Annotated in this window: 15 protein-coding genes and 1 pseudogene; 10 read left to right on the forward strand and 6 right to left on the reverse strand. The window is 50.7% G+C overall.

Annotated features, from left to right (window positions below):
* The first annotated feature begins 83 nt into the window (after nucleotides 1-83).
* Nucleotides 84-1,130, forward strand: coding sequence for an LLM class flavin-dependent oxidoreductase (locus ACFQRK_RS06275; protein ID WP_379004733.1), 1,047 nt, complete (start codon nucleotides 84-86; stop codon nucleotides 1,128-1,130).
* A 52-nt stretch (nucleotides 1,131-1,182) separates the two neighbouring features.
* On the opposite strand, the gene ACFQRK_RS06280 is transcribed toward ACFQRK_RS06275, so the two are convergent.
* Genes ACFQRK_RS06280 through ACFQRK_RS06290 form a run of 3 tightly spaced genes read right to left on the reverse strand, consistent with a single transcriptional unit; the run spans nucleotide 1,183 to nucleotide 4,359 of the window.
* The gene (locus ACFQRK_RS06280; RefSeq protein WP_379004735.1) at nucleotides 1,183-2,826 is read right to left on the reverse strand and encodes an arylsulfatase; all 1,644 of its coding nucleotides are present in this window, start codon (nucleotides 2,824-2,826) and stop codon (nucleotides 1,183-1,185) included.
* A complete protein-coding gene (locus tag ACFQRK_RS06285; RefSeq protein ID WP_379004737.1) occupies nucleotides 2,826-3,338 on the reverse strand; it encodes a hypothetical protein in 513 nt (170 codons plus the stop codon). Before ACFQRK_RS06285 ends, ACFQRK_RS06280 begins: the two co-directional genes overlap by 1 nt.
* Nucleotides 3,339-3,375: 37 nt before the next feature.
* Nucleotides 3,376-4,359: an ABC transporter substrate-binding protein gene (locus ACFQRK_RS06290; RefSeq protein ID WP_379004739.1), complete on the reverse strand. Its 984-nt coding sequence runs from the start codon at nucleotides 4,357-4,359 to the stop codon at nucleotides 3,376-3,378.
* A gap of 38 nt (nucleotides 4,360-4,397) precedes the next feature.
* Between ACFQRK_RS06290 and ACFQRK_RS06295 the strand changes: the two genes are divergently transcribed.
* Both ACFQRK_RS06295 and ACFQRK_RS06300 read left to right on the forward strand, forming a co-directional pair.
* Nucleotides 4,398-5,183 (forward strand): patatin-like phospholipase family protein, encoded by a 786-nt coding sequence (locus tag ACFQRK_RS06295; protein WP_379004741.1) that lies wholly within the window; start codon nucleotides 4,398-4,400, stop codon nucleotides 5,181-5,183.
* Between the two features lie 69 nt (nucleotides 5,184-5,252).
* Nucleotides 5,253-6,749 carry a hypothetical protein gene (locus ACFQRK_RS06300; protein WP_379004743.1) on the forward strand — a complete coding sequence of 499 codons (1,497 nt, stop codon included), beginning with the start codon at nucleotides 5,253-5,255 and terminating at the stop codon, nucleotides 6,747-6,749.
* Here ACFQRK_RS06300 and ACFQRK_RS06305 read toward each other — a convergent pair.
* On the reverse strand, nucleotides 6,707-8,038 hold the full coding sequence (locus tag ACFQRK_RS06305) for an NAD(P)/FAD-dependent oxidoreductase (RefSeq protein WP_379004745.1): 1,332 nt from the start codon (nucleotides 8,036-8,038) through the stop codon (nucleotides 6,707-6,709). The two genes, ACFQRK_RS06300 and ACFQRK_RS06305, sit on opposite strands and share 43 nt — an antisense overlap.
* A gap of 142 nt (nucleotides 8,039-8,180) precedes the next feature.
* Between ACFQRK_RS06305 and ACFQRK_RS06310 the strand changes: the two genes are divergently transcribed.
* Complete coding sequence (locus ACFQRK_RS06310) at nucleotides 8,181-8,768, forward strand: GNAT family N-acetyltransferase (protein WP_379004747.1); 588 nt, start codon at nucleotides 8,181-8,183, stop codon at nucleotides 8,766-8,768.
* Here ACFQRK_RS06310 and ACFQRK_RS06315 read toward each other — a convergent pair.
* Nucleotides 8,714-9,490: a hypothetical protein gene (locus ACFQRK_RS06315; RefSeq protein ID WP_379004749.1), complete on the reverse strand. Its 777-nt coding sequence runs from the start codon at nucleotides 9,488-9,490 to the stop codon at nucleotides 8,714-8,716. The genes ACFQRK_RS06310 and ACFQRK_RS06315 overlap by 55 nt on opposite strands.
* Before the next feature lie 177 nt (nucleotides 9,491-9,667).
* Nucleotides 9,668-12,385 (reverse strand): hypothetical protein, encoded by a 2,718-nt coding sequence (locus ACFQRK_RS06320; RefSeq protein ID WP_379004751.1) that lies wholly within the window; start codon nucleotides 12,383-12,385, stop codon nucleotides 9,668-9,670.
* Between the two features lie 257 nt (nucleotides 12,386-12,642).
* On the opposite strand from ACFQRK_RS06320, the gene ACFQRK_RS06325 reads away from it, so the two are divergent.
* The 6 genes and pseudogenes from ACFQRK_RS06325 to msrA all read left to right on the forward strand — a co-directional run.
* The gene (locus ACFQRK_RS06325) at nucleotides 12,643-13,467 is read left to right on the forward strand and encodes a prephenate dehydratase (protein WP_379004753.1); all 825 of its coding nucleotides are present in this window, start codon (nucleotides 12,643-12,645) and stop codon (nucleotides 13,465-13,467) included.
* 74 nt (nucleotides 13,468-13,541) lie between these two features.
* The gene (locus ACFQRK_RS06330; RefSeq protein ID WP_379004754.1) at nucleotides 13,542-14,648 is read left to right on the forward strand and encodes a chorismate mutase; all 1,107 of its coding nucleotides are present in this window, start codon (nucleotides 13,542-13,544) and stop codon (nucleotides 14,646-14,648) included.
* The gene (aroA, locus tag ACFQRK_RS06335; RefSeq protein ID WP_379004756.1) at nucleotides 14,648-15,907 is read left to right on the forward strand and encodes a 3-phosphoshikimate 1-carboxyvinyltransferase; all 1,260 of its coding nucleotides are present in this window, start codon (nucleotides 14,648-14,650) and stop codon (nucleotides 15,905-15,907) included. Before ACFQRK_RS06330 ends, aroA begins: the two co-directional genes overlap by 1 nt.
* Before the next feature lie 60 nt (nucleotides 15,908-15,967).
* Nucleotides 15,968-17,071, forward strand: a complete 1,104-nt coding sequence (aroC, locus tag ACFQRK_RS06340; protein WP_379004758.1) for a chorismate synthase — start codon at nucleotides 15,968-15,970, stop codon at nucleotides 17,069-17,071.
* Nucleotides 17,055-17,921: an ROK family protein gene (locus ACFQRK_RS06345; RefSeq protein WP_379004760.1), complete on the forward strand. Its 867-nt coding sequence runs from the start codon at nucleotides 17,055-17,057 to the stop codon at nucleotides 17,919-17,921. The genes aroC and ACFQRK_RS06345 overlap by 17 nt, the downstream gene beginning before the upstream one ends.
* A 298-nt stretch (nucleotides 17,922-18,219) precedes the next feature.
* Nucleotides 18,220-18,693, forward strand: a pseudogene (gene msrA, locus ACFQRK_RS06350) (peptide-methionine (S)-S-oxide reductase MsrA); the annotation flags it as partial.
* Between the last annotated feature and the right edge of the window lie 18 nt (nucleotides 18,694-18,711).

The following is an 18,711-nucleotide window of genomic DNA, read 5'->3' on the forward strand; positions in this document are numbered from 1 at the left end:
AACCCAGACTATTCTTAATCTATGTCAAGATCTGCCTTAAATATCTTCCGTACATTTGTGTTTAAACAATCAAGGAGAATAAAATGGAATTAGGCATCAGCATGTTCGGGGACTTGCAAGTCGATCAAGCAACCGGTAAATTTCAGTCCGCAGGACAAAGGTTAGGCGAAATCATTGAAGAAATCAAGTTGATGGACGAAGTAGGACTTGATTATTTCGGCATTGGCGAGCATCATCGGCCGGACTATGCCGTACCTACACCGGAGATCGTCCTGGCGGCTGCGGCTCCGGTGACCAAAAAAATTAAGTTAGGCAGCGCAGTCTCGGTACTGAGTTCTTCCGATCCGGTAAAGCTCTACCAGAACTTTGCGATGATCGACCAATTATCGGGCGGCCGCGCCGAACTCATGGCCGGCCGGGGAAGCTTCATTGAGTCGTTCCCTTTGTTCGGATATAACCTGCACGACTACGACGCATTATTTGCTGAAAAATTGGATTTGCTCTTAACGATCAATGCGAACGAACGCGTCACCTGGCAGGGTAAATTCAGGCCTGCGCTCACGGATCAGGAAATTTTGCCGAGAGCGGTAGGCAACCAGCTGCCCATCTGGATCGCTGTCGGTGGAACCACCGCTTCGGTTGTCCGCGCCGGAAAATTGGGCCTACCATTAATGATTGCCATCATTGGGGGCTCGCCCGCCCAATTCCAGCCGCTTTTCGAGCTTTACAAAAAGACTTACCTCGAAAACGGGCATGACCCGGCTAAGCTTCAGGTCGGCATTCATTCCCATGCCTTATTCGGCGATAACGATGCGGAACTGAGTAAAGCCTACTATCCGCTGTATGCCGCACAGATGGACCGGGTAGGCAGATCACGGGGCTGGCCTCCTTACCAACGTTCGCAATTCGATTTCGGAAAATCCAAACACGGCGCATTGTTCATTGGCGAACCGAACGCGATGGTCGATAAAATTCTGCACATGCAGGAGTTATTCGGACTTACCCGTTTCGCAGCACATATGGATATCGGGGCGCCGTCTCATGCGATGATGATGAAATCCATTGAAATCTACGGCACCAAAATAGCTCCCAAGGTACGGGCTGCGTTGTCTTTTACCGACGCGACGTGATCGCGTCAATCTGATCCGGGAATATGGTAACAGGGCAGTTGCGTTGCCCCTGTTATTCTTTTGTGCGGCGTTCGTTCGCCCGCAAACGGGCTAGCATCTCCTCCCACGGACGAACTTGGTGTGTCCGGGCCCATTCTTCCCAAGCGGCCACGAGCGAGGCCAAACGATCCGGCTCTTTCTCACTCAGGTCATTTAATTCGGTTCTATCTTTCGAAATCTCATAAAGCTCCCATTTTCCGGGCCTATCTTCCTCCCACTTCATCACCGCTTTGTAGTTACCCAAACGTACGGCCTTATTCCCCTCATGCTCCCAGAATATCGGTTGGTCATGAATGGGCGCGTTGCTTCCTTTCAACAACGGAAGGAAACTTTCTCCAACCATTGAAGGTACGGGCTTGCCTTTTCGCGTTGACGGATAGGATGCACCCGAGATCTCAGCAAACGTCGCCATGATATCGGGGAGAAAGCCATATTCGTTGATCAAAGTTCCCCGGAGTGAAGCGGGAATCCCTGCCGGCCAGTGCGCAATGAGCGGCGAAGAAATACCACCCTCATGCACCCAATGCTTATACTCCCGGTACGGTGTATTGGATGCATTGGCCCAACTTTGGCCATAGGTCAGGAAATACCCGGCTTTTGTTTCCAGTTGCTCGGACTTGCCTCCTCCCACCATTCCTCCTTCCGCACAGGCTCCATTATCATTGATAAAGATAATCAAGGTATTCTCGAACAACCCGTTCGTCTTCAGGTAGTCGATCAGACGGCCGATGTTGCGATCAATCTGGTCGACCTGTGCGGCGTAAATGGCACGCCTTAGTGCCAAATCCACCCGCTTTTCCGTACGCAGTGTATCCCAATCCAGTCCATCAGCGGGACTTAATCGCCAAGACGGGTCAACCAAGCCCAGTTCGACCATTTTCGCATACCGCTCGCGTCGTAGGGGTTCCCATCCCCGATGATACCGGTCGCGATATTTGTCGATAACCGATTTCGGGGCCTGTAAGGGCCAATGGGGCGCGGTATAGGCTAAATAGAGAAAAAAAGGCGACTGCTCGTTTGCCTCCTTGCCTTCATCGATGAAGCGGATGGCATAGTCGGTAAACGCATCTGTCGTGTAATACGTTGAATCCTGCACATCTACCGGATCGTTGCCCAGGGTTATTCCCCTGGGATACACCGGTTGAAAGTAATTGCTGGCGCCGTCCAATATACCATAGAACCGATCGAATCCCCGCTGTAACGGCCATTGTTCACGGTGCTCCATCCCCAGATGCCATTTGCCGGTCATCAACGTGCGGTATCCCGCTGTCTTAAGCACCTCGGCCAGCGTATTCGTTTGCTGGCTGAGTTCTCCGCGGTATCCCGGCACATCGTAATCATGCACCTCAAAGTTTTCGGAGGGATTGGTCATGTGCCCGATTCCGGTTTGATGTGGATATAACCCGCTGATCAACGATGCCCTTGTCGGACAACACCGCGCACCGTTGTAAAACTGGGTGAATCTCACCCCTCCTTCAGCCAAGCCGTCCAATGCGGGTGTTTCGATTTCACCGCCATAACAGCCAAGATCTGAATACCCCATATCGTCCGACATAATCAGGATGATATTTGGCTTACTGGGTTCAGTTTGAGCCTGGCAGCATGCTGCCGTGCATATCGTCAGCAGATAGCATATGGGCGCTTTAAAACGTATCATTATCGGTTGGTATTACTTTTCTCTTTTTCCGTGGTTACCTGCTCGTTCTGCACGGGGTTAAGTACGACATCATCGATCCAAAACCCGGTACGCTCACCATGGCCTCCTAGATAGAAAGCCAGCCGGTATTGCCCATCCTCGGGTAAGGGTGCGGACACAAACTGTGTTTGCTTCGGGTTCGTCTCCACCCTGATTTCTTCATCCATCAATGGTTTCCCGCCCGGACCGACCTGTTCCAGCCGTAGGTAGTAGCCCGATTGCTTGGTGGCGACAGCGGTCATCCCGACCTCAAAACGTTCTCCCTTTTTACCGGGGAAAGGCCAGGACAATATCATGTCGGCTGATTCCGCGCCAGCGTTCGTTATCGCTACATACGCTGATTTGGAACCAGTAAGCTTCCCGGTTGTATCGATGGAAACGGTGGCATCGGCATTTGCAGGGGTCTTCCAGCCGCCGAGGTTGTCATCGAATCCGCCATTGATAAAAATAAAAAATAAACAGTTGCACCACATCGGCAACGTCCTCCTCGTCGGGAAGAATACGCCGGTATTAATTCGATTCGATTGCTTCGAACGTATCCGGGAATACGTAGCCAAAATGCTTAGCCGCTTCCGGATTGTATACCCGCTTTCGAACGTTAAGCATCTCCACCTTTAGGCCTTCCGTCGAGCCGCTTTTCAAGTAATGGGCCGCCTGGGCCCCACTTTGACGGCCCCACTGATAAATGTCTGCACCGAAAGCTGCCACAGCTCCCCGGGCCACCAAACCCGATTCGCTGGTGAAAACCGGTACCCCTTTGTCGTTACAATTTTTCAGTATCGTCTCAAATGCTGCGAATACCGTATTGTCCGGATTGGCGAAAAATGCGTCAATGTGGCGAGTCAGCAACGATCGAACTACCAGCTGCGCTTCAGCGGATGAGTTAAGTGGCAGCGCAACCAATTGGGCATTCATGCTGTCAGCGAGTTCGGAAATGTGCTCAAAGGCTTCCACCGATTGAGGCTCGGACTGATTGTAGATCATCCCGACCGTTAATCGATCACTTTTCGGCTTAACCATTTCGGTGATCAATACAAATGACGTGTCAATATAATTGAGGTTTTCGCCGGTTCCAAACAGGTTTGCCGGTGGCTGTCCGGTAGCATCCAATAAACCGAGGATATCGGGCATTGCGGTCACGGTTTGAAAAACCGGAATGTCCTTACTGCGCTGCACCGCAGCAATGGTCGCCAAGGTGGTGCTGGTTCCGATAAGGTTTACCTGCTGGCTGTTAAAATAACTGATAATCTGATTGAGTGTTGCTGCATCACCTTGCGCGTTCCGATGGATGACCTGGAGCGTTCCATCTTGCTCGCGGTAACCGCTGTCGCTTAAAGCGTCTATGAAACCCTGATAGGCTTGTCCGATGGTGGCGTCTTCAAAAGCTTCCACAAAACCGACCACGGGAGTTCCCCCTTGTTTCTTTGGAGATTGACAGGAAACTACGAATCCCGCCAGAAGTATCGCCATGAATGCGTTGCGTATTTCGCTCATAAAAGCAAACTTAGCGAAAAAAATCGTAACCTTACGCCATGGCTTTTAATTGGATAAAACAATGGAGACAGCCCCGCAAAGTGGGCCTCGTTCTGTCCGGCGGCGGATTACGAGGGATTGGCCATCTGGGAGCGATTAAAGCCTTGGAAGAACACGGCTTCCAGCCGGCTGGTATTTCCGGTAGCAGCGCCGGCGCCATTATCGGGGCTTTCTATGCCGCGGGCTATTCGGTAGACGACATGTTGCACATCGTAAAGGATAACGACCTCTTTCCTACCACCAGCCTCCGGCTTCGCGCTTCCGGATTCGTCAATACGCGCTTTCTCTCGCGGCTTCTTCGGACCCACATGCCTGACAATTCGTTTGAATCGCTCAAAAAACCGCTGTACGTTGCGGCCACCAATCTTCTTTCGGGTAAAACCGAGTATTTCCACACCGGCCCACTGGACGAGGCCTTGCTGGCATCAGCCAGTGTCCCGCTTTTATTTCCCGCTGTAAAACATGCAGACGCGGTCTATTACGATGGCGGCTTGCTGGACAACCTTCCCATACACCCCTTGGTTGACGAATGCAACTTCCTGATCGGCGTCCATGTAAACGCGCTCGACAAGGTCACACCCGATCAATTAACTCCTGTCAAATCACTCGACCGCATTATACACCTTGCCATCGGTCAGTCGGTAGCGCAAAACGCGACCAAATGCGACCTCTTCCTCGAACCGCCCGATATGCTGCAATTTGGCATGTTTGGAAAAAAAGATCTCATGCGCATTTATGAATATGTCTATACGTACGTGTCTGAGCAATTGGCAACCCGTAAATAACTACTAAATAACGAGTAGCAATTTCTTCGTATATTAGCTCAATATCCAAAAACAATAAATCTAAAAACGTTGACACGATCAGTTACCCTTCCCGTTTTCAAAAACCTGGACTGGAAGCCCTTCGGATTAGCCCTGATTTGCTTCTTGTTCAGCCACAACGCCCGACCACAGAACCCAGTGGATTTTTCTAAGAACGGTGAAATCCACGAACAGGTCATCCATTTGTGGAATACCCACTATCGAGACTATTTCGCGTCAGAAATTCAACGCAGGCTCTTTGAGCAGGGAGACGTGTACGTCCTGTACGATGTGCAAATCGGTGGATTGCAATCATTTGTGGAAATGACCCGAAGGTGTAAAGATACACCGCAAATTGGCGAGCTCGTGGAATTGTTAAACCCTGTCCTTTCCAAACTGGAACCGATCTCGGCTACCGATGAAAGTACGGGTTGGATTTGCAATGGCGGGCATATCTGCACAGCCTATGGTTTCCTGGGAAAAGAAGTGAGGCTTTGCAGCGCACAATTTTTAGGATTATTGGGTGCACTTGCTACGAGCATATCCGAAAATATCCGCCCTCACCGGCGAACAGCTGCCGAAAATGAATTTGTTTCCCATACGTTCAATACCATGGCTGTTCAAATGAATCGCTGGCTGACGTCTAGTTATTTCGCCTCGGTTGAAAGACGACTTCCGATTACCACTACCGACATCAAAGATGGAAATTCACGCTATTATTTTTCCGACCAGGATCTCTGGTTTTTAACGATTCTATCCGACTTATCGGCATTACACCGATCGGGGATCCGACCTGCGAAAGCCGATGGTAAAAAGGCGTTTGACGAATTGCGCCAAAAAACAGCTGGTATACAGAAAATATTTGATTTATTTCTGGCCCGGGCATTTCTCTCGCCGTCTCCCGGTGGCATGCGGGCCGATCTCGACAGGGGGTTCTGGAAGTTTCATTTCGATACCCGGTATGCGGGCTATACGGGCGACCAATCTCCGGTAAGCTGGAAGGAAAACCGCGAAAATAAAGCGGAGATGATCACTTCGGTACCTTGGGATAACCGTTACCTCGCAGCGGACGCAGGATGGGATATCAGCCATGCAAGACGGTTGGTGCCGGCACTTGAAACGTTTACAAGAAACCGGAAACACATACGGGCGGTTTGGGGATATGACAATCCGGCTTTCGACCCCGAAGCACTTCGCCAGGCGTTTGCCAACCAACTCGTTGAAAAAATATGGAATGGTGATCTGAAATACCCCTTGTTTTCCAACTTCTGGAGTGGCGATAACGGTTGGTACCGGGTGGCCTATGCAAACCAGACGGGAAGACAGTTTGTAGGCTACCCACCCTATGGATTGAGTATTTCCATTCCCAGTGGCGGGTATCCGGTTTGGGGAGCTTTCCATCCGACGTTGCGGACCATCTTCAACAACATTTACCAACTATCGCAAACCGACGACGCGGAAGCAACCTCGTTTGTCTCGAAATACTATACCTCTGCCAAACGGATTCAAAGCCTTTCCTTTTTGTCGGATTTGGTGGCGCTCCCATAAGTACCCTTAGCCGATGGTGCGATCTCCTCCTTATTTGGGCGAAGGATCAATCGTAATGTCGGATCATTGGTAACAAATGACCAGGCCCAATTGGTGGCGAGTACAAGCTTATTCCGGAAGCTGATCAATGGAATGATGTGCACAAACAGCCAACTGACCCAAGCGATCGATCCGCGAAGAAACCCCTTTGGCAGGTCGGCAACCGCACGGTATTTGGAGATGATGGCCATCGTGCCTTTGTTGCGATATGCAAACGGCTTCATGGAATTGCCACCGATCTGACGTGATAGGTTTCGTCCCAGCAACCTTCCCTGTTGGATAGCCACCTGCGCTACTTGAGGATGACCTTCGGGGTAATTTTTATCGTCCGTTAGTAAGCATTGATCGCCGAGAGCAAAGATCGCATCGGTATGCGCAACCCGGTTAAAAGCGTCCACTTTGATGCGTCCACCACGGGCTACCGACTCTACGGGAAGCCCCTCTACCTGAACGGCAACGACGCCGGAAGTCCAGATCAACGTATCGGTTGGGATGGTCTCGCCGCTGCCCAGCAGCACATTGCCGGAAACGTAGTCAATCACTTTGGTGTTCAGGATAATTTTTGCCCCGAGTTTATCCAACACGGCGTATGCCTCCCGTTGCGCTTTCGTGCTCATCGGCGGCAACAAGACCGGTGCGGAATTGACGATATATAAGTGCGACTTGAGATCCGTCAGCTCCGGATATTCCTTTCGGACGATCTCCCGGCCCATCTCGGCGAGAATTCCGGCCAACTCCACTCCCGTAGGGCCACCTCCGGCAATCACGATATTCAATGCCCGATCCCGCTCGACCGGATCGGTGGTACGTACTGCACACTCCATACGCAACAAAATGTGATTGCGCAGGTTCATTGCATCGTCGAGGGTTTTCATCGGCATGGCGTATTTGGCGATGTTTTCAAAACCGAAATAATTGGTTCCGGTGCCCATGGCTAATACGAGGTAATCGTATGAAAGCACGCCCGTTGTCGTCTCCACCTGCTTGGCTTCCGGAATAATCCGTTTCAATTCGCCCATGTGAAAGCGGATATGGGGTTTCTCTTGAAACAAGCGGCGAAATGGGTAGGAAATATTCGAGGACTCGATAAATGCGGCAGCAACCTGGTAAATTAACGGCGGAAAAAAGTGGTAATTGTTCCGGTCCACCAACGTGATCACAAACCGTTTATCCTTTCCCAGGTGTTTGATAAAATTGATTCCCGCAAATCCCCCTCCTATCACGATCACGTGTTTTGTGTTTTCTTTCATGCGTATTAAGGCGTTCGACCTGTACAAAAGTAGTATTTTTTTTGCCCATGACGGTACCTCGCACCGAAAGAACATTCTGCTCGGTGATGTTCAGTTCCCGTGTCAGATTGCGTAATTTTGTACGGAAAAGAAAACGAATGCCATGAATCCGTTCACCAAACTTACCCGATTGGAAAACGACCGTACGCTTCTGCTGCCACTTAACGAATCAGACTTCGATGCGCTCTATGCCGTCGCGTCCGATCCGAAAATCTGGGAACAACACCCACAGCCGGATCGGTGGAAGGAAAGCGTCTTCCGCTGCTTCTTTGAAGGTGCCATCAAAAGCAAGGGGGCTTTCAAAATAGTCGACAAAAAAACGGGCGCAATTGCCGGAAGCACCCGGTTTTACGACTATGATGCGCAAAGCCGGAGCATCTTCATCGGCTATACTTTCTACGCCGTAGGTCATTGGGGTACGGGATTGAATGCCACCGTGAAAAAGCTTATGCTCGACTATGCTTTCCCATACGTGGATACGGTATTATTTCATGTAGGAACAACCAACATACGCTCTCAAAAGGCCGTCGAGAAACTTGGTGCACACCAGGTAGCCCAAGTACCGGCAGACTACCAGGGGGGCGGCCCTAAGCATAATTTCCTGTACGAAATCCCAAAGGAAGACTGGCAAAACGATCATCCGGCATCCGTTGCCGATACGCCTATCACCTCAAAAACGTTCCGTCCCTGATCCCGTATCGGCACGGGATAGCCACCGAGCTTGCCGTAAAAAGAGATGCCAAAGCAGAGGATAATCGGATCGGCAGACGCTTCGGGCAATTCCAGCCGGAACGTTTGGGCAGGGAGGGCTTCGTGGTTTACGGGCAACAATTCGGATTGCTGGGCAACGAAAGGCAGCCACTCGCAATTTGCGTTAAACAGCAACGCTGCAACATGGAAACTGCACAGTTCTGTACCGTTAGGCACCGCCATTGCCGTATTCGGATAGAAAGAAGGCAGCGCCACCTCCAACCGTCCCGAATCCTGCCGATAGGTGTAACGTGGCGGGATGAACAATACATCCTTCAATGCCGCTCCCGCATTGAAACTGAATCCATGAAGCAAGGCCAGATGCCTGGGCAAGACAACACGTTGCCCGCGGTCGTGGATATGATCCGACCTGATGATTGCCTGCACCCTCGGCGTAAGCCGGTTAGGCAACGAAGGATCTTCAAATAACGCATAACGCTCGCCAAGTGCCAGCTTTACGCCCACTCGGATCAGCTTCGCCATACGACTGGCACGGCCAAATTCCGTAATGTTTTCGCGTGTCCGCGCATATTGCCGACCCTTAGCAATGCGTTCCTTGCTTATTCCTGAACGCCGCCTGACCTGTGGTTTGCCGTTGCTTCGATAGAAAGACAAATCCCCGATTTGCCCTTCCAAATTGATAGGACCTTTTTGGATAGCCATGATTAATGGCATTATGGGTTTGTACAAAGGTACGGAAAACTCGGGGACGATCCAAGGGCATCCCACGGATAACTCGCTGATAACACATGTCTAGCAAACAAGTAAAAAGGCGATGGAAACGTGGGAAATAGGTGGGAAACATGCGGGAAATACGTGAAGCATCGACGTCCAACCCGTTCAATTAGTCACTTCGTACACCAGCTCTCGGTACCCAATTTCTCCACTCGATGAGAGGGCTTCGATGACAACGATTGTTTCGCCAATCGCATCCGAATGGTAATACGAGGTCTTGACCGAGCCGCTTTCGTCTGTAGTTAATTCAGGGGACCAATGGATCAGCGTTCGCAAATCGGGTCTTGCCGCCTCCACCTCCGTAGACGAATCGTAACGCGGCGAATAGAATTCGATCGTCGGCGAATAGACCGGCACCGAAGCTTGCAAAAGCCCCGTGGGCTTGCGAACGGCATACACGCCCTTCCCTGCATGCGTATAAATAGCAATGACACTGCCAACGGGTGGTATTTTAAGCGGGGAAGCTTCGGGATATACCTCTTGATAAAGTTGGCTGAACCCCTTGGCAAACCGGATAAGTTCCACACTCTTCACCTCGCTGGGCGGAATGTTCGGGATGAGCTCATAACTGTGGCCTGGTACCGGAATGCCGTCGACAACCACCAGCGTAGTTTCACCACCAACAATACTTGCCCGAAGGTAACCACCCTGATCTCCAACGCGGTCGATTCGCAGGTCTCTCGGAAAATTGAACAACAACACACTGTATAATCCGTATGACCATTTTTCTTCCTTTTCTCGAATTGCGTCCCCGGCAATGACCACATCAGACTCTCCATATCGGTCGAACACCTTTTGTTGTTCGGGACTGAGCGCCCGACGTTCCACCAACACTTCATCCAGCAGGATTTCACCAGCCGAAAGCCGATATGCATACTCCTGTTGCGCCCGCTCCTGCCGTTTTTGAACTACATAGGAAACGATGCTGTCTACCTCTTCTAAGGAGCGACGCTGGTCATAGTTTATCGCAGGCGGCTTCCGCTCATCCAACGTTAGTGTGTAATTCCGGTTTTTCCCCGCCTTATTTGCGCTTTGAATCAACACATCCAACGAATCGGTGTATTCATCGGCCAATCCGAAATAAAAACGCCCCAGACTATCCGTACTTTGTGCATTTATGGATTGCCTCGCCCCAAATGTCATCAGGGTCAGTCCGATCCCGGCCTGCGCCTTTTTGGAAAAGACCCCACCTACCCGCCCACTGATATACGGATAGGGCTCAACTGGAAAGGGAAACGTGTCCTGAACCGGTTTGTCGTAATGGTATCTTCTCCACCCTTGGGTAAGCATTAAGGCATCCAAATCCGCAAACGCTGCATCACCTGCCTCCCGGAAATAGTAACCGGGCTCTTCGATGTTGCCACGCAGGTCTGAGGATAGCAACAGACGCGAAAGCAGGTTCTCCCGCGTGGCAGGCGCAGGCCCCACATGATCTTTATTCATTACCGAAACAGAGACTTTGGCATCCACCGCTTTTCCATCACGACCGGTCACCTGTATCGAAAGATCCGCTTTATTCCGTTTCTGATACGCATCCTGATCCATCGATACGCCGATATGCAGTCCCGTTTCCGGCCGTTGATTAAAAAAGAGCCTTTCGGCCAGTGGCTGCATATGCTTATCCATCAAGGTGAATGCCAAGATGCCCTCGGGAAGATCGGCAACCGGCAAGGATGTGGTTATCCGATGATTTTTCAACGATGCCCTAATGACGTAATGTAACACACCGCGACAACTTACCTGAACAAACAGGCTATCGTTTTCGACCCGGTTGGAATAAACGGACACACCGATTTCGCCGGCGGTTTTGGTAATAGAAAGTACCCGACCAGCAGCCATTACCTCAGGAAGCGGATAGCGATGCACACGGTTTCTGCTGAATGACGAATCCAGAACCGCATAATACGAAACGCCGCTGTCGGCAGTCAAGGTGAAACTTCCCATCCCCAAGTGATTGGCCGCGAATGGTGCCACAGCATTGCCGCGGCTGTCCATGATAACGCCGGAGACGGCTACACCCCGGCCCAAACCGTTGAGTGCTTTAAAACCTACCTTGCTTGTCGACCCTTGCACCAATTCCCCACTTTCAGCAAAAAACTGCAGATCCAACATACTATCCTGCAACGCGAGGGTTTTGGTGTACCGGATTCCACGTTGTGTTTCCATATTCAACGTGGCTATTTTTGCGCCGCCAGGCAGCGCATAATCGAACGGGTAATACCCATTACGTGCGCCTTTCAAGGAAAGTGTGTCTTTTTTTCCGTCCACGGTCAGATACAAGGTGAGCGGGCTCTTCTGCTCGGGATCGATCAGCGTGGGATTGAGTTGGGCCTGTAACCGGTACCTTCCCGGTTCCCGTTCCACCAAATGAATCCCAGCCATGGGATTCAGCTCAATCTCTCGAGCGGTCGTAACCACCCTCACATACATTTGAAACAGGAAATCCGATCCAAAGTTCCGGTTCCATTCGGTGTAAGCCCGTACCAGGTAGTTGCCTTGCAAATAGGACTCCTTCAGTTTGAAACCTCCTGATCCGATACCTTCCGTTAGCTTGATGCGCTTGCGGTCGGCAACCTGTTCGTCCGGTCCGATCAGTTCCACATGAAGCACCCCGCTTAGGGTACTGGGCTGATGACTGGCCGCTTCAACTACCACAGCCTTAAACCAAATCGTGTCGCCGGTTGTGTATACCTCGGCATCCAATTGCAGGTAAATCTTTTCCGCAAATGCTGCATGGGCAATAAATCGGTCGAATTGCGCATGAACCGGCAGCGCATATGCCCAGAAAAATAGCGTTACCAGTATTTTGTATCTCCGCTTCATACGAACAGACACCAAAATAGAAAATTTCACTGGCTTGCGCTTTTTTTATTTTTTCTCTTGACAATAAAAAAATTTCACGTACATTTGGCACATCAAAAATAAAATGATGTTAACACGGAACAATGCATACTGGTTTTTTGGTTTCTTTTACTTTAGCAGTGAGAGCCGGGATTGATATGCATTGATAACGAGAAGATATAAATGTGAAAGTCCCGGCAAGAAAAGCCGGGACTTTTTTTTGTCCTTTATCATATTATATGAGCATAAAAGTAGCCATACAGGGCGTTAAGGGTTCGTTCCACGAAGAGGCGGCCTACAAATATTTCGGTGATACCATTGAAACGGTCGAATGCGAGTCGTTCAAAAAGACTTGCGAGTTGCTGAAACAGGGCAAGGTCGATTATGTGGTGATGGCGATCGAAAATTCCATTGCAGGCAGCTTAATTCCCAACTATGCATTGCTTCGGGATTACCGATTCCCGATTGTCGGGGAAGTATACCTACATATCAAGCTGCACCTGATGGCGTTGCCGGGTGTTTCCCTGCAGGACATCAAATTCATTCAATCCCACCCGATTGCCCTGCAACAATGCAACGACTATCTGGAAGAAAATCCGCAATTCAAGGTAACCGAAGCCGAGGACACCGCTGCAAGCGCACAACGGGTGAGTGAGCTCCAACTGAAAGATACGGCAGCCATCGCTCCCCAGCTCGCGGCAAAATTATATGGACTGGAAATCCTGGAACGCCGCATTGAAACCAACAAGAAAAATTACACCCGTTTTCTTATCCTGACCGACAAGCCCGAAGAAAAATCCAAAGTAAACAAGGCTTCGATTTCATTTCAGACGGGGAACGGCGTGGGATCGCTCTCTACCGTCCTTCAGTGCTTTGCTGAGCAGAACATAAACCTGAGCAAAATACAATCCATGCCCGTACTCGGCAAACGCAACGAATACGACTTCTATGTCGACGTGGAATGGGAAAACCAGGCAGACTACGACGTCGCTATCCGCCGCGTACTCAAGCATACGAGCAACTTCAACATCATGGGTGAATATGTTAAGAATGAAAAGGTTTAAATTCAGAAAGTCGGAAAGCCAGAAGTCCAAAAGATAATACTGATAACAAAAAAGCAAAATAAACAAATAACACAATGAAACAGACATTAGACATCGTACCCTTAAAATCGTGGTTTGACACCGGTGATGCGCCCCTGATCATCGCAGGGCCCTGCAGCGCCGAAACCGAAGAGCAATTGGTCGCAACCGCCCACCTGCTCGCCAACACCGGAAAAGTAAACGTGCTGCGTGCAGGCATCTGGAAACCCCGTACGCGTCCGGGTGAATTCGAAGGTATCGGCAGCATCGGGCTGCAATGGTACCGGCGGGCAAAAGAAGAAACCGGATTGCCGATTTCTACGGAAGTAGCCACTGCCAAACACGTTGAGGAAGCGCTTGCCGCCGGTGTCGATATTCTGTGGATAGGCGCCCGCTCTACCGCCAATCCTTTCACCGTACAGGAAATTGCTGATGCGTTAAAAGGCGTGGATGTGCCCGTGCTTGTTAAAAATCCCGTAAATCCGGACCTGTCCCTGTGGCTGGGTGCCCTGGAGCGCGTAAATCGTGCAGGTATTAAAAAATTGGCGGCCATCCACCGGGGCTTTTCCTCCTACGAAAAAACGGCCTTCCGCAATGAGCCTATGTGGGATATCGCCATCCAGTTAAAGACGTTGGTCCCCGATCTACCCGTCATTAATGATCCCAGCCACATCTGCGGCAATCGCGAACTCATACCCTACATTGCACAAAAGGCATTTGATATGGATATGCAGGGACTGATCGTGGAATCCCACATTGATCCATCAGTAGCCTGGACCGACGCCAAACAGCAGGTAACTCCCCAGGCACTTTCCGATCTATTGACCAGCCTGACATTCCGCCACGCCAAATCGGACGACCCCGTATTCGAGGATAAACTGGCCGGCTTGCGTAAAGACATCGACAAATTGGACGACCAGATCATCAAGATTCTGAGCGACCGGATGAAAATCGTTGAGAAAATCGGTGAATACAAGCGCGACAACAACGTAACGATTTTGCAGGTAAACCGATGGGACGAAATCATTCATAAACGCAGCAATGTAGCGCAGGCACTTAAATTGGATAAAGACTTCGTCGTAAAATTACTGGAGCTTATCCACAACGAGTCTATCCGGAAGCAGAATGAAATCATGAACAGCAAACCGGTTGCGGAGGTCTAATGGAAACTAACGCCATTAGACTTTCCCATCCGACGAAAACCCTTCGGGGAACCGTTGAACTGACGGGATCCAAAAGCGAGAGCAACCGGGCACTGATCATCCAGGCATGGAGCGGCGGTGTGGTGGAAGTAGCCAATCTTTCGTCCGCCGCCGACACCGAGACGCTGAAACAAGCGCTGCATGCAACCACCACCGCGGCAACCGAGGAAGAGACCACCGTGATCGACATAGGCCCAGCCGGTACGGCTATGCGTTTTTTAACGGCTTATTTACCAACCACCAACGGAAGATATCTCCTCACGGGAAGTGAACGAATGAAGCAGCGCCCCATCGGCATTCTCGTGGACGCGTTGCAGACGTTGGGCGCTCATATCGCGTTTGCCGGGCAACCCGGGTATCCACCGTTGTCGATAAGCGGCGGATTCAATCAGATCACGGATACGGTTACGGTAAAAGGCGATGTGAGCAGTCAGTACCTATCGGCTTTATTGCTTATCGCACCCACCCTGCCGAAGGGCCTGCGCTTGCAAATAGCGGGGGAACTTACGTCCCGTCCTTACTTGATGATGACGCTGGATATGCTGCGCGAGGCCGGCATCCAGCACGAATGGCAGGGTAACACCATCCACATCACCCCGCAGCAGGCCCACCCCTGCCGCATGGTTATCGAACCCGACTGGAGTGCCGCATCCTATTGGTATGCGATGGTAGCACTCAGCAAGGACGCCGAGGTATTTCTGCCAAACCTAAAAAACCGAAGTCTACAGGGCGATGCCGCCATCGTTGCGATCATGGCACATTTCGGCATTGAATCGTCTTTTGTTGACGGTGGACTGTCCATCCGGAAAAAAACGGAGCGCCAAACACCGGAAATCAGATTGTTCGATTTCAAAGAATGTCCTGATCTCGCCCAAACGGTTATTGTCTGCGCCGCGGCGTTGCAACAGGACCTATCCTTTACGGGATTGCATACCCTTAGGATCAAAGAAACCGACCGCATCGCTGCCCTGCAAACGGAACTGGGTAAATTCGGTGTGCAGCTCATTGAAGACGGAGAGGTTTATCACCTGCGGACGGCAGAATTCAGGAAGCCCGAACACCTGGTGTTCGACACCTATGAGGATCACCGCATGGCAATGGCCTTCGCTCCGCTTGCGTTGGTGTTCGATAGCATCCGTATCAACGAACCCCATGTGGTCGAAAAATCGTACCCTGACTTCTGGAAACATTTGAAACAACACGGATTTGTTATAACTTAGCCGCCAGTTGAAGAAACCATGCTAAAAAACGTAATTCGCAACTCTAAAATCTAAATAGGAATGGCCGGCAACTCTTTTGGAGATATATTTCGCATCACGACGTTTGGCGAATCGCACGGCGAAGCCATCGGCGTGATCATTGATGGGTGCCCTCCCAATATCGCCATCGACGAGGCGTTTATTCAATCGGAACTGGACAAGCGCCGTCCGGGCCAGTCCAAAATCACTACCCAGCGGAAAGAAAGCGATACCGCCAAAATCCTGTCCGGCGTATTTGAAGGCAAATCCACCGGCACGCCCTTGGCATTGGTTATCCCCAACGAAGACCAACGCTCCAAGGATTATTCGCACATTGCCGACAAATACCGTCCTTCCCATGCGGACTATACGTATCAGATGAAGTATGGTATACGCGATTACCGGGGTGGGGGTCGATCTTCCGCACGTGAAACGGCCGCGCGCGTGGCTGCGGGGGCCGTGGCAAAAAGCTTTCTGGCACAATCCGGCATCCGTATCTTCGCCCACGTATCGGGTGTGGGTAAAATTGAAGCGCCTAATTTGCCAACCCATGACATCGATGAACTGGCGGCCTTGCGGGAAAGCAACATGGTGCGTTGTGCCGATCCGGCAACGGCCAACGAAATGATTTCGTTTATCGAAGCGATCCGCAAAGCCGGAGATACGGTAGGTGGCCGGATCAGTGCCACCATCCAACACGTACCGGTGGGCCTGGGCGAACCTGTGTTTGATAAATTGCATGCGGATCTGGCCAAAGCCATGATGAGCATTAACGCTGTACACGGATTCGAATACGGATCGGGATTTGCCGGATCGGAAATGCAGGGATCGGAACATAACGATGTTTTTATCAACCCGGATGGCGATGAGAAAAAACTGAAAACGCTAACCAACTTTTCGGGAGGGATTCAAGGGGGAATTTCCAACGGGATGGACATCACTTTCCGTGTGGCATTCAAGCCTGTAGCGACCCTCATGCGCCCCCAGCAAACCGTTAACGAAGCCGGCGAGGCTACTGAAATTACCGGAAAAGGTCGTCATGACCCTTGCGTGGTTCCCCGTGCTGTGATCATCGTAGAGGCCATGGCGGCTCTGGTTATCGCCGATCATTTACTCAAAAACCAATTATATGACCAAACAAGATAATTCGCTGGTTATCGCTTCCGATATCGGGGGCACACACATAACCGCTGCCCTGGTCGATATCTGCCAGTGGCAGGTAATCAGTGAATCAACGGCAAGGCATGCGGTTAATTCACATGCGGATGCTAAATCGATTTTATCAGCTTGGGCTTCTCCATTCAAGGAAGTAATTGCCAACCACCCTACCCTGGCCTCACCGATGATCGGCATTGCCATGCCGGGGCCGTTTGACTATGAAGGCGGTATTTCGCGTATGCGCGACCAGGATAAATACGACAACCTCTACGGCATGGATATCCGCAGGGAGTTGGCAGAACGAACCGACGTAGAAGGCGTCAATATCCGTTTCATCAACGATGCTGCGGCGTTTCTCCAGGGTGAGGTGTTCGCCGGAAAGCATAACGGTCATGCGAAAATGCTGGGAATCACCTTGGGGACAGGGCTGGGAAGCGCCGTATGGGAGAAAGGAAGTAATGCAGTCGACGCCGATTTGTGGAAGACTCCTTATCTCGATAGCAACATGGAGGAACATCTAGTTACCCGTTGGTTCGTACGGCGCGCGGCGCAATATGGCATAAAAGTGACCGGGCTACGTGAACTTCTCCAACTACGTGAGCAACATACGTTCGTAGAAGATATTCTGGCCGAATACAGCCACCACCTGATTCAATTTTTAACCTTTTTCAGCGAACAGGAAAAAACAGAAAAATTCATCATCGGCGGCAATATCTCTCGGGCATGGAATATTTTTTACGGTTTCGATCCCGATGGATTTGCACAGTTCGACATCCACATCAGCCAATTGGGCGAGGACGCTGCACTGATTGGCGCAGCGGCTCTGTTTGCATCGTGACCCCATACCCTGCGTACCGGAAATGGGCGGTATGCTTGCTACATCGGTTGTAATACCACTGTCATATTTACGGCCGGTGTAGCGAGTGACCCTAGGAAACTGCCACTATCTAAACCAAAAATTCAGTAAATTTGTTATTTACATAATGCCCGCCTAGCGACTGGAGGGGTCAAATTGTAAGGTCATGAAAAAGATAGTCACAACCTCGATAGCGTTCCTAATCGGATTAGCACTGATGGGCAGCGCCGTTTACCGTGTGATGAGCGGCAGCAAAAATTCCAACAAAAACAACAACGTCATGAATAACGAGAAAACAACCGCAGGTACCGCTGTTATCTATTTTGCCGGAGGCTGCTTTTGGGGCACAGAGCATTTCTTCAAACAAGTACAAGGTGTCACAGCCACCGAAGTTGGTTACGCCAACGGTCACATTGAAAATCCTACGTATCAGCAGGTAGTTCAGGATAATACCGGATTTGCTGAAACGGTAAAGGTTACGTACGACCCCGAAACCGTCGATTTAAATCTCTTGCTCGATCTGTATTTCAAAACGATCGATCCCACTAGCCTCAATAAACAAGGCAACGATCGGGGCACGCAATACCGGACAGGCATCTATTATACCGATGAAGCACAGCGTCCATTAATCAAGCAGGCGGTGGCAACCGTAGCCAAACAATACGCCCAACCGATCGTGGTGGAGGTTACGCCGCTGGAAAATTTTTATACCGCAGAAGATTATCATCAGGACTATCTGGATAAAAACCCCAACGGATACTGCCACATCAGT

Source organism: Parapedobacter sp. GCM10030251, assembly GCF_042666505.1.
In the GTDB taxonomy this organism is placed as follows: domain Bacteria; phylum Bacteroidota; class Bacteroidia; order Sphingobacteriales; family Sphingobacteriaceae; genus Parapedobacter.